Source organism: Cytobacillus spartinae (assembly GCF_042865285.1).
GTDB lineage: Bacteria > Bacillota > Bacilli > Bacillales > Cytobacillaceae > Robertmurraya_A > Robertmurraya_A spartinae.
Genome location: NZ_JBIACK010000012.1, coordinates 28,417 through 40,472, shown reverse-complemented (window position 1 = coordinate 40,472; position 12,056 = coordinate 28,417). Strand labels below are relative to the sequence as shown.

Below are 12,056 nucleotides of genomic sequence, written 5' to 3'. Positions count from 1 at the left end.
GCCAAACCTCCGTTATAACTCCTCTTCAATAAGGAAATCGAGAAGATCCTTAATTTCACTTTTGTTTTCCTTTTGAAGATTTATCCTCTTGATGGGAATTCCAAAATCTTCTTCACTTATAACTACAATATCTTCTTTACGATAGATTCTTTCTTCTTTTATCTCACGGTTGAAAATTCTAGTTGTTCTTATGTTTCCTTTTTCATCATAATCAATCACCTGTACCATATTATCTCCTCCTTAAAATCTTGTTCATTTTGGTTATAGCAATTAAACCTTTTGCCGAATTATAATTAGGATTTAGTGTGGGGGCAGGATAGTTAAACTCCATTTAATTTAGGTAAATGCCCGTTATTATCTGCCCCCTAGTGGCCTCTATCCCTATTAAATGCATTGTCGGTATTTTTTACTCGTAGGCATCCAACTTACCCTTCTTGCCCACCCATTTTCATAGGCTAAATCTAACCTTTCTTCAATTGTTTCAATAACCTTATCCCAAGTTTCATCATCAACGTCACTATAATCCCATTTCCATGCTCCAAACATCTTAAACATCGGCTCTTTTTCACTAGTTATACCAGTACCTTTTAAGACCTCTCCAAGAACTCGATTTGGTCTTGGGGCCAGTGGATCGCAGTCAATTAAAATAAATTTTTCCTGTCCTCTTGTTTCTACAGTATCCTCCACTTTTTGAGCATTTCCTTCTGATATTAATTTTTCAAGTTGTTTCATTTCATACCACTCCTATTCATATTTTTGTTTTCCGATTACCCACTTACCTCTATTTTTCAAATAAACAGCAATTTTTCACATTGAATTAACTGCACTCTCTTCTGTCGATGATTTTAATTCTTCTAAAAAGAATTCTTTTAAATTTTTTGGTTTTATAAGATAATCACCTTCAATCACCCTGAAGGTTATATCCTTACCGATGAATAAATTTAGAATTACAGGGTTTGCAACATGTACAGGAGATATTATTAATACAGTTGATCTTCTTTTAAGTCTCGAAAAATATTTTTTTCGCATATTAACATCTCCAAGGTTCGAAATTCCACAACCATTAATAATATTGAGGTTGTTGCTCTGAGCAAATATATCCGCCATCATACAATACTCAAAAAATTCCTCAGCAGAATTCCTTGTTCTCCCTAAAATTGTCTCTGGTAATAAAGTAAAAAAGGTTACGTTTTTCATAAACAATCAACTCCTTGTATAGTTTTATGGTCACTTAAATTAGACACTGTTTCTATAAATAAAAAACTTAATAGGCGGATATGTTAATGCCGGTAGTAGATTCGAGATCATCTACTAATTTATTGGATACCCTTGCAAATTTTTCATAACCGATTAATTCCCTTCTATAGTCATATCCTAGGGTTTTCCATATCACTTCACTGGTTCTGACTACATTATGAAGATCAGCCCTCAATTGGCTATTGGTAATCTCCTGAATCCTATACTTTGTTTTGCTGCTATTAACTTCAATCAAAATGAAATTAAATCCCTCTTGGATAAACAGATTGATGATATCCTTCTTAAATACTGAACGTTCTTGTACTGCAATCGTGTCGATGGCTTGTTTTCTTAATACTTTCATAAAGTATTGAGCAACTAGTGGATTACTCTTATAAGAAAGGTAATTTGCAACACTAAACCCTTTAGCATCCTCTAATAAAACCTTTAGTACGCGACTCTTCATTTCTAAATCTATGCTATTATCCCTTTCAGAACTTAAGTGAACCATGTAACCAACTTTTTTAACTGCACTTTTTTGCATAGTAATATCTCCTTAGTTTTTTATTGGGCCAATCTTTATTAGCATTAGTTGTCCTTCTAGTTGTTGATTGAATTAATCATTACATTTGGTTGGGCATTAATATCCTTGTTAAGCATTTCCTGTTAATTCATCAAGTATCGCAATCAACTCATACTTATCTTTTGAAGATAAGTCACCATAACTGAATTGAACCTCACCAACATATTCGTCGCAAAGTAAAACTAAGTCTCTAAAATCGTCAAGGTCACTGTTGCCTAAGCCATCAAATATGACTTTATAGTAGTTGTTGGAACTTAATACTTTTTCCAAATCGTAATAATCGCTGTAAGCAATAACATCGGTATCTCCGGTATTATCCATAAACGATTCTTGGCCAAGATGGCTGGTCATCTTTGACATATTGCCTTCATTAAAAACAATTCCTAATATTCTTTTATCCTTTATAAGTTCTCGAAAAGCCTTTTGTTCTCTCGACTTGCTTTCCTCAATTAACCGGGCATTTTTCTCTCTGTTAATAAAGTGCAAACCATCTTGATCTTTTGATAACAGTTCCACTAAATTACCAAAATCAACACTCAATTCACTATCAATAGTGCTCTGATTAAAAATCATCTCTTCACCTTTGACGTAATAATCTGCCCGCCTTGATTCTAAAGCACCATAATAAAAATTAAGAGTTTCAAATTCAGGAAATATACCAAACTTCATTATGTGGTGTCTGATAGAAGGAAAGGAATAACAACTAGTGAATATAATCGTGCTAACTTCCCCAGAACTCATATATCCGTAAAGCGTTTTTATGCAATCCATATCCTTTTCGTTATAGGCTGTTTCATCAAACAATATTTCAACTATCTCTAACCCCTTTTTCAAACAATATTCCTTTATCGGCTTCAGATTAGGCTCTACTACCTCATTGGCGAATCCTTTCACATAGACTATTGCATTCTTACTCATTCTGTCTCTCCTCCTTATATTTTGAATATTCAGTCTTTTTCGAATGGATTAATACTTGGTTTTTACTCTACACCCTATAGATGCACATATTTTATTCAACGATTCGGATATGTTAACTTGGGACCGTATGTAAAATTTGCATAAAAAAATCTCCTCCTTTTTTCACACAATGGAAAGAACAAAAATATACAAATACACTTAGGTTGTGCATATTTAATACAGCCTTATTAGGCATGTAAATGCACAGTGATTATGAGTCCAGATCATCACAATAAAAAACTAAACTCATCATCTTATTTACTTAAGGTATATTACGTATATTTTTTGTTCTCTTCCATTTAACATGATAAAAAGAAAGAGATTTGTATATAATATATTAAAAATTAAACTAAAAATTGTATAATTAAGAACTTGTATTTATACTAACATAGCAATCGTTACCTGTAAAGGGCCAAACTGGATATTTTTTATATCTTTATAAAAAAGATACTACTCTAGCAATAAATTCTTCCTTGGTAGAAAGTAAACTAGAATCTTAAACTACCCTCATATATTCGTATAAATTCAAGAAGTGAAAAACTGAATATCCTAGTATCAAGGATAAAGGAATACTAATTATGAGCAGCCTTTCCTGCCATTTGACAGCATTTTCTTTTCCCTGTTTTAATTTGTTCGGTAGATACTTAATGCCAATAATCATCATAAACCATAGAAGACCTGCAATACAGAAATAACTGGATATGTAATCTAAATAGTACATTCTATCCTCTCCAATCAATATTACGAATTTAAAGTTCCTCTTTTAATAATATTTTAGCGCGTATTGATAATTATTTCCGCAAACAGGAAAAAGGAGAGGCTCCTAGGTAGCCTCTCCTACTCGTATATTAAATATATTAGTATATTACGCTCACATTATAACGCGTATAAGAAGAGGAATAAACATTTTTCACATATTTTCATTCACCAATAATTTAGGTCAATCAAAACTCTGTTTTCTTAAGGGCGTTCTGCAATTCTTTAATTGATGGAGTAACATAAATTCGAGTAGTATCCATGGAACTATGACCTGCTAAATCTGCTATAGATTGGAGTCCCACTCCACTATCTGCCAACTGTTTGCAGTAGGTATGCCTTAGAGAATGGGGGGTAATTTCTATACCAAGTTGGGTGCTATATTTTTTTAACATATGCTGCGCGGCTCTTGTGCTTAATTGACTGCTTCTGCTGCTAACTAATATATAATCGGAATCATTCTCCCTATTTTCCAACCAGAAAAGTATGTGTGCCTTTGTTTTTTCAGTCAGGGGCACCACTCTGTGCTTATATCCCTTCCCCAACACATTCACTAAATTATTGCGTAACGAAATTGAATTCTTTGTTAAAGAGCATGCTTCTTCTATTCGTAACCCAAGATTCACTAGAAGAATAATCAGTGTTTCATGTAATAACCCTTTTTGGAAGTTTTTATGTTTTGTTAATTGTACTGCATGTAATAAGCGGCCAACTTCTTGTCTCGTTAACCAACGAATGGTATTCTGTTTTTGAACCTTCAGAATTGAAATCTCTTGACCCAAGTTAACCGGAGAAAATTTCGATTCAAATAAATAAGCAGCCCATTTTTTTACGGATACAAGTTTTCGGTTAACAGTCGCTGGAGATAAAGAGGAAGTTGTTTTTATATCACGCTCGAAATCTTTTATATCAGTTTTCGTAATTGCCTCCACCATAATTGGATCAGCGTGTCTGGAAAACAACCACTTCTCTAAAATGTGTAAATCTTGAACATAACTTTTAATAGTATTCATACTTCTGTTCGATTCAATCAAATAGTTTCTAAACTCATTAATTGATTGAGAAAAGGTAACTGAAACAATTTCCATTAAGGGTACCCTCCTGCGCAATGTTATACGACAAAAATTGAATAAAGAATATTTATGTTATGCGACGAAATAATATAGGCTATGCTATAGGTTTCGTCGCATAAGACATATTATCTGACAAACTTGTTATTGGTCGTATTATAGCGCGTCTGGAACTCTTTGCCAGCACATTTCCATGGATTCCTCGATTTCCTCTATTTTATTACAACGTTTACTGTTGAATGTAATGTAATTGTTCCTCAGTTACTCTGTATTCGTCACACCCATAACCGAAATTCAAATATAAGTTATATGTACCATCACTATTGAGACTTGCACTTTTATAGTGCGCTTGCTGATACATGCTCCTTAATGCTTCAATGTCTGCATTTGATAACATATTCAATTTAATCACCTCCACTGTTTAGACATTAAAAAATCTTATTTATAGTAATTAAAATCTATATCTTTCACTTCTTTTAGTTCGTATCTTTCTACTAACTTCTTGTGCATTAATTCTGCTAGTTGCAACTCATTCTCACTAAAGAAAGATTTTAAATCATATCTTTGAATTTTATATAGTGCTGTTAGGGCTGCATTATCCAATTTCTCTTTTAATTCTTCTTCAAAATTTTTATCAGGATAACCCTCATTGATTTCAGAATAATAATTAGATAATCTTATCTGAACTTCATCGATCATTTCTTCAACCTTTTCAAAAAGCAGTTTAATTGCTTCAACCTTACTGTCTGCCTGAAAATCATCAGTATATGTTTGGCCATCAGTTCGATCGATGAGATAACTTCCCTTTTCACCCTTATAACAACCAACGAAATCGAATTGATTTCCTACACCTACATTAAATAAATTATCCATATTTTCTTTTAATAGTTCTTTCATTCCTCATCCTCTCCTTTCGTTTTGCCTATTTACTAGGCTTACAATTGTTATAGCATATTAAGAAAAAGACGAGGTCAGTAATTTAAAACATAATTGTGACGAATTTATTGAGAAAAAAATGAATGATTATTAATAGAAAATACCAGACAAAATTAATGTCTTGTCTGGTATTTGAATGATTCCATTTTTTGGAATAGTAAAGTATTAATTCTATCACATACCCTTAATATTAAAATTACGGGTCCGAAATCAGGATATAAAGTATTCACTATTAAAGATATAATTTTTCTGTGGTAACGAATCAATAATAGTTACAGGTAGAATAATACCCCTAAGAAAATAACCTTTAGTGGTGAATTTATTGCGATTTATAATACTTTTAATTTCATTAATACTGTTAAGTACCAATTCTGCAATTGCAGCACCAAAACAACTTAATCTTTTAGAAAGCCAGTTATTGTCTTTTATGACTGGTTTGCACGTAGGCGAACCGAAACAAGCAGTTGAATTGTGGATATTAGGTGTAAATAATCGAAGTGGTGCTGTTCAATATGCTATGTTGTCTCCTTCTCTTCAAAAGCAATCAAGGAGAAAATTTGAGCAAACTCACTGGGTAACAGGTCAGTCAAGCCCATGGGTTAGTAACTTTCGTATTACCCAAGTAGAAAACCTTAGCGAATCCAGAATGCGGTATACCGTTAAATACGATTTAGAAACTTCATATGCTAATTTTGGTAGTGGGCAGAAGATAATAATCGTAGAAAAAAATCTAGAACCATTTAGAGAGTATTGGTTTATTTCATCAATAACAACGAAATATAATAAATGGGAAGCATTTACCCCAGCCGAGACAGTTTTAAACTAGAGCCTTGCAGTTACCGATCCAACAAAAAAACGCTGTTGAAAAATTTTTCAAAAGCGTTTTTTTCTGTGATCCCAACTGTGAATTATAGGGAAGAAATCATATGCGAAATTATATGATATTCTTATGATTGCGTCACAAAACGTAATCCGTTACCAGTTATTAATCTTCTTTTTTTGTCTTTAGTTTTTAACATCTCAATTGAACCCTTTCTACTAAATTAAAAAGCCCCAAATTATACTTCCCATAAGGAGAAAAAGCACACAATAGTTAAAGATATGCTTAGAAAGAATCAAACTTTTTATATTCCCTTTTAATGTCTTTTCAACTATAGCATTCATACAAAGTAAAAAAAGCCCTCCAAAGATGACTAATTTTAGTGGTGCTTCAAAATCTGTCCCTATGTGTTCCAACCAATCTGTGAATTGTATCCAAATATCCATGAGTACACCCTTTCAGTTTTATTGTATTTATTCTATTTATTAAACTTTTAGGAGAATAAACCTTTATACTATTGACCATGTCTGATCCGAAAATTCACATGATTAGATAAATGGCTTAACCTTAAAATTAGTCAAAATCGGCTGAATATAGCCTAAAACAGTCCAATTCAATAAATGTTATTGAAATGCTTATTTATTCGTTTTCTTTCATTTTCCTTGATAGTAAAGATTTAATATTATCCTATAGTATGGATTTTTTTCGGACATTGAATTTATTATTTTCGTTAAGAAATTTTTCCTAAATTTCAAATTGGAGAAACTGACTCTTCCCATTAAATAAGAAAAGACCAAATAGTTAACAAAACCATTTGATCTTTTGTGTATTATCATTACAAATCATAAAAGAAGTAAACACAAGAAAGCGGCAAAAGAATTAGAGGATATTGTCAGAAGAATCTAAGGGGAATGATTTATCCTGACATTGTTTATTTCATTTTGTATCGGAAAATTCCTTCTTTTATAAACAAAAAATTTCTAAATGCCTCTTAGAGCCTTGAAAAAATTAATAATTACTGATCTTTCAGAAGGGTTAATAATCATTAGTATTTGTTCATAGTATTACCCAATCTTAAATCTTGAAATAAAGCCGTTTATTTCCGTCCTCGTCTATGAAGACAGTATTATAGATCCTTTCTCTTCTTTTCTTAAGTTCCTTCCTTATAAGATTAAGAGGTATATACCAACTCACAGAGCCGTAGAAATAAACTAAAACTGTAATTCCCCCAAAAATCAAGTTTCCTGTAAACAGATAAATTAATAACCCAGCGAATGGACCAGTTAAGTTAAACAAAATAAGAGCAATTACATTCCAAAATCTTTCGTTTTGATTACTTGCTAAGACTACAACATGATCGTACATATATAAATAGAATCGGTGAAATAGAACACCACTACTAATAAACACTGTAGCAAATGATAAAAAATAGTAAGTTGGGGGAATCTTTAGGGTTAAATAATTTATTGGATATAACATAACTGAGCAAATGATACAAAAAATAATGGACCATATGAACAGTACAAAAATAAAGCGTAAATTCGAATTAATTTCTTTAAAATTTGGTTGATTGTGTTCACTTTCATTTTGCAAACTGAATCACCTCTTTCTTAATTCTTCCATAACAGTATAAATGACAAGGTTCCAGCAAACTGCTCCCATGAAGAAAAAGAATGGCATTAAAAAAGTAGAAAATACACCGTAGCCTTGAAAAAATAATATTAGCCCAGTTACCATTGACACAAATAATATTAATGTATGCATGAACCAAGAAAATATTGGAGGCATTACATCGTTATTATGATTCTCTTGGACAACGTATTGATATGTTGGAATATACATACGCTTATAGATAAATCCTCCAGCCTGCATGGTTAAGTATGCAATTATAAAATATGACATAAAACTGTTTTCCCAAAATTGTAAGGTCAATGGAGCAAACAATAAGATTGCAAATAATCTACTTAAGAAATTGAATAAATAAGTATTTAGTCTAGTCTTTTTATTAGGAATTAGTAGTTCTATATTGACCGCCCCCTAATCTATAATTTAATTGGTATTCTATTAGTATACGTCGATCTAAGGGTAGAGTCAGGGCCAAATAAACAGCATAAAGAGACACAATCCTCTATATTTTGACAATTTAAAAAGGAGCAGGACTATTGCTCCTTTTTCTTTAATACGATTGCAGGAAGATTGGGTATTATTTTTGCAAGATGGAAACTAATTAACCAGATAAATCCCCCAAAAACAGCAAACCATGTAAAATTTAATGTATCCAATATTTTATGTTGCACTACAAACCAGTTCCCCAGTAGAACTATGGAAGAGTTGATTGCAAATACAGGGAGAATAAATAAGTATCGAACAAAAATAGCAAGAAACCCTCTATCTTTGATTGACTCGTGTAATGCCAGATATATTTCGCTAAAACAAACTGAACCAATTATGGAAAAAATTAAAGCATTCATGTAAGTGAATTGGTTAACTTGAAATGAATTCGGAACAGTTGGTATAAGAATAACTATCGTTATCATAAAGAAAAACAAATATGTAAATGATTTATGTATATCGTGTTTATACAAGAGAATCACTCCTTTATTGGTATTATTTACAAAATTAAAAAAGAGTAAACGCTAGGTCTACTCTTGAATAATTAGTAATCTATGCAGTTTTGACCTCTGACTTCTTAATACAATAACAATGCACAAGCCCTAAGGCATCACGAACATGTTCATTTGTTTTTAGGTCGCCATATATCTTTTGAATTGCAAGTTTTATCTCCTTTTTATTTGCCCTTCCATTTCCTGTTACAGCCTTCTTTATAGAAGCAGGTGCATATGATTTTATTGGTATCTTTTTTTCTGCTGCCAATAAATAAATAATTCCTATGACCCAATTTACTTCCTTGCTTCCCCCCGTATAATTGTTCTCTACTAATAATAGTTTTATATTATGTTCCTCTATTATCTTCAGTAAGGTCTTATAAACAAATAGAATTCTCTGTTCAATATGGTTTTCAGAACTGGTTTTTATTGTATAGAGAAAAATAATTTCTTTACTGAAGGTAGTGATAGCAATTCCAGAGAAAGTTAAAGAGGCATCTATAGCCAAAATAGACGGGGCTTTAGTTTCTGTCTGTTTCATAAAATCCCCCCTATCAACAGTACAAAATACAAATTTGGTTATCTATGAAACCTTATAAAAGCAGGATTAGATAGTTTCACTAGTTTTCTGTTTTTTTAATGCACTATAAATAAATGCTAATTCCCTAAAGTTACAAATGTATCGTTCGTGGATTGATCCCTGATAGGTAAAAATAATCTCCACAGGAAAATGTTCTAAGTTTGGATTTAATTTAACGTTCATCTCCAATTCATTATCTAAACCACTTTGGATAATATCATTTAATACACTTGAAAAGAAGTCTACTTGAATTGCCTTAAAATCTCTATTAGTGAGGGTAAAACACCTCTTATCACCTTCGCTATCTATTATTTCAAGGTATACATGCTTATTTAGGTTGTGAAATAAAACACTTGCAGCATTATTAAAGGCTTCATTTATTTCAATCAAATCATGAACGTTATATTCAAATTTCCCCATTCAAATCATCTCCTTTCTTTATTCTAAAACCTTATATTTCAAAGGTTTTACTACCTTATAATTTCATTTTTGAAAAAGGAAAACCTTTTTTATTTTTGTTATCAATATAGATATTGTTAGAGATTTTTGTATATAAAAAGAAGCAAGGACACAATCCTTGCCGTAGTAAATCATTCTCCACCTGCATTTCTAATGAACTTTTAAATAAACCATTTTAATATGAATTGTAGTAATTGAAAATTATAGACATACAATAACTTATTTATATGTTTTAAATGCTTTTAAGGTTTTTAAGGAGAATATCATTAATATATAGGTATTTCTCATTTTCACAAAACTCGTCACAATTATTTTGCAACATATCAATCTGGTTTTTCCCCATTTATGTTATAAAAATAGTAAGCCTTAAACAATTGTTCTAAGGGAGGAATGATATTTCAGAAAGGACGTGGTTTTTTGGAAGAAAATAATGAGATTTTGAACAAAATGAAGGAATTATTCATCACAGTAAGGTACAAGTATATCAAACAAAACAATGATGGCAATGGTTATCAAACGTTTAATCAATACGAAAAAGAGAGACATAAACCTTTGCACGATGGATTTTTAAAGTCCCACTTAATGCGAGAAAATACTTACGGTATTTTTTGCAGAAAAAATCTTACAAAATTTGTGACATTTGATGTAGATGTACCCGATAAAACAGAGGCAAAGAGAGTGGTTTTGGCTCTCTATGAATCTTTAAGCAACTTGGGAATCCCCACCGATAAAATCTATACAAGTTGGAGCGGGACTAAGGGATATCATGTTGATATTTACTTTTCAAAGGAGATTCCATATAAATATATGGAAAAACTCTATGATGAAGCGGTCAAATCAACACTTAATCTCCTTGGTGGAAATATAGAGGGACAAATTGAAAAAAGGCCATCACCTACTCAAGGTTTAAAACTCCCCTTGAGTATCAATTTTAAAAACAAGAATCAAGTCGATAATATTTGCTGGTATGTTGATGTCCAAGAGAACTTTATGCCTATCCGTTCCTTAGATTTTATTTTAACTATAGAACCTATAGATGCTCAGGTTATAAGTGATATAATCAATGACCTCCCTGATATTGAAATAGATCAGTCTCTTTCAAAGGAGAAACTATTAGAGGAAAATAGAGTTAATGTTGATTTTTCTAATTTTGATTTATCTAAAGAAAATCTTAATACTTTAGAAAAATTATACAATGAAGGATTAAAGAAATCTGGAACCCGGAATGCTTCTCTTTGTAAACTAGCGATTTATTTTAATACACTTAAAGTACAAAAAAGTGAATGTTATCTACTACTTAAAGATTGGATGGACAATCAAAATCCAATTCTCTATAAAACACCTATTAAAACGTGCTATCAAGAAATTAACCGAATTGTAGATTTAGTGTATAAAAAGAATGTCATTTTATTTAAGGGTAAAACAGAGATTTCAATCTCTAGATCCGAAATGTTGACTATTTATCAATATCCTAAAAAGTTACACAACATTATTACCGTACTCCTCATTCATTCGAAGAGGTTTGAGGACAAAGATAATAAATTTTATATGACATACGAACAGATAAGCAGGGCTTCACGATGTGCAGTACGCACAGCAATGAGTCAAATAAAGGAACTAGAGAAAAATGGCATTATTAAAGTGACAAGAGGTCGGATACTTGGCACTCATGAAAATTACCCAAATACATATGAACTAAATATGAATTGGTTAAAATCTGACAGAGAAATCATGGTTAATGTATCAGCCGAAACATTAGAGTCTTATCTGGATATTAGGATTTACTTAATAAAAGAAATATTCTCCTATATTGAATTATCGAATATTAAAGAGATACTTATTAAAGCAAAAGAGCAACAAGCGATTACATTACAATAAATTAAGTACTTCTCAGCAGTTTTCTTCAATCAAATTTAATCATATTTAAAAATGACGAATTTAAAGGGTGGGAAAAACCCACTCTTTTTCTATTAAAAAAGAAGTTACATGGGTTGTTGGTATTCCAAAGTAGAAGTTTATCTTCAATAAACAGACTTATCTATTTGGCGAGATC

At 31.4% G+C, this 12,056-nt stretch carries 16 protein-coding genes; 2 read left to right on the top strand and 14 right to left on the bottom strand.

Annotation, left to right across the window (positions count from 1 at the left end):
* Positions 1 to 12: 12 nt before the first annotated feature.
* From ACFYKX_RS20130 to ACFYKX_RS20095, 8 genes are all read right to left on the bottom strand, one after another.
* Complete coding sequence (locus tag ACFYKX_RS20130; protein WP_389363011.1) at positions 13 to 228, bottom strand: hypothetical protein; 216 nt, start codon at positions 226 to 228, stop codon at positions 13 to 15.
* Positions 229 to 384: 156 nt separating this feature from the next.
* A complete protein-coding gene (locus ACFYKX_RS20125; RefSeq protein WP_389363009.1) occupies positions 385 to 732 on the bottom strand; it encodes a hypothetical protein in 348 nt (115 codons plus the stop codon).
* 75 nt (positions 733 to 807) lie between these two features.
* Positions 808 to 1,197: a hypothetical protein gene (locus ACFYKX_RS20120; protein WP_389363007.1), complete on the bottom strand. Its 390-nt coding sequence runs from the start codon at positions 1,195 to 1,197 to the stop codon at positions 808 to 810.
* Between the two features lie 67 nt (positions 1,198 to 1,264).
* Positions 1,265 to 1,780 (bottom strand): hypothetical protein, encoded by a 516-nt coding sequence (locus ACFYKX_RS20115; protein ID WP_389363005.1) that lies wholly within the window; start codon positions 1,778 to 1,780, stop codon positions 1,265 to 1,267.
* 108 nt (positions 1,781 to 1,888) lie between these two features.
* Positions 1,889 to 2,737, bottom strand: coding sequence for a hypothetical protein (locus ACFYKX_RS20110; RefSeq protein ID WP_389363003.1), 849 nt, complete (start codon positions 2,735 to 2,737; stop codon positions 1,889 to 1,891).
* 983 nt (positions 2,738 to 3,720) lie between these two features.
* Entirely contained in the window at positions 3,721 to 4,620 is a 900-nt protein-coding gene (locus ACFYKX_RS20105; protein ID WP_389363001.1) for a tyrosine-type recombinase/integrase, read from the bottom strand.
* A gap of 211 nt (positions 4,621 to 4,831) precedes the next feature.
* Entirely contained in the window at positions 4,832 to 5,005 is a 174-nt protein-coding gene (locus ACFYKX_RS20100) for a hypothetical protein (protein ID WP_389362999.1), read from the bottom strand.
* A 35-nt stretch (positions 5,006 to 5,040) separates the two neighbouring features.
* Positions 5,041 to 5,499: a hypothetical protein gene (locus ACFYKX_RS20095; protein ID WP_389362997.1), complete on the bottom strand. Its 459-nt coding sequence runs from the start codon at positions 5,497 to 5,499 to the stop codon at positions 5,041 to 5,043.
* A 352-nt stretch (positions 5,500 to 5,851) separates the two neighbouring features.
* Here ACFYKX_RS20095 and ACFYKX_RS20090 point away from each other — a divergent pair, with 352 nt between their 5' ends.
* Entirely contained in the window at positions 5,852 to 6,364 is a 513-nt protein-coding gene (locus ACFYKX_RS20090) for a hypothetical protein (RefSeq protein ID WP_389362995.1), read from the top strand.
* 212 nt (positions 6,365 to 6,576) lie between these two features.
* On the opposite strand, the gene ACFYKX_RS20085 is transcribed toward ACFYKX_RS20090, so the two are convergent.
* The 6 genes from ACFYKX_RS20085 to ACFYKX_RS20060 all read right to left on the bottom strand — a co-directional run bounded on the left by ACFYKX_RS20085 (position 6,577) and on the right by ACFYKX_RS20060 (position 9,964).
* The gene (locus ACFYKX_RS20085; protein ID WP_389362993.1) at positions 6,577 to 6,804 is read right to left on the bottom strand and encodes a hypothetical protein; all 228 of its coding nucleotides are present in this window, start codon (positions 6,802 to 6,804) and stop codon (positions 6,577 to 6,579) included.
* 628 nt (positions 6,805 to 7,432) lie between these two features.
* Entirely contained in the window at positions 7,433 to 7,951 is a 519-nt protein-coding gene (locus tag ACFYKX_RS20080) for a hypothetical protein (protein ID WP_389362991.1), read from the bottom strand.
* A 6-nt stretch (positions 7,952 to 7,957) separates the two neighbouring features.
* On the bottom strand, positions 7,958 to 8,260 hold the full coding sequence (locus tag ACFYKX_RS20075; RefSeq protein WP_389362989.1) for a hypothetical protein: 303 nt from the start codon (positions 8,258 to 8,260) through the stop codon (positions 7,958 to 7,960).
* Positions 8,261 to 8,517: 257 nt separating this feature from the next.
* Positions 8,518 to 8,943, bottom strand: a complete 426-nt coding sequence (locus tag ACFYKX_RS20070; RefSeq protein WP_389362987.1) for a hypothetical protein — start codon at positions 8,941 to 8,943, stop codon at positions 8,518 to 8,520.
* Between the two features lie 79 nt (positions 8,944 to 9,022).
* Positions 9,023 to 9,505, bottom strand: coding sequence for a crossover junction endodeoxyribonuclease RuvC (locus ACFYKX_RS20065; protein ID WP_389362985.1), 483 nt, complete (start codon positions 9,503 to 9,505; stop codon positions 9,023 to 9,025).
* Between the two features lie 66 nt (positions 9,506 to 9,571).
* Positions 9,572 to 9,964, bottom strand: coding sequence for a hypothetical protein (locus ACFYKX_RS20060; RefSeq protein ID WP_389362983.1), 393 nt, complete (start codon positions 9,962 to 9,964; stop codon positions 9,572 to 9,574).
* 429 nt (positions 9,965 to 10,393) lie between these two features.
* Between ACFYKX_RS20060 and ACFYKX_RS20055 the strand changes: the two genes are divergently transcribed.
* Positions 10,394 to 11,881, top strand: coding sequence for a TOTE conflict system archaeo-eukaryotic primase domain-containing protein (locus ACFYKX_RS20055; RefSeq protein ID WP_389362981.1), 1,488 nt, complete (start codon positions 10,394 to 10,396; stop codon positions 11,879 to 11,881).
* Positions 11,882 to 12,056 lie beyond the last annotated feature (175 nt).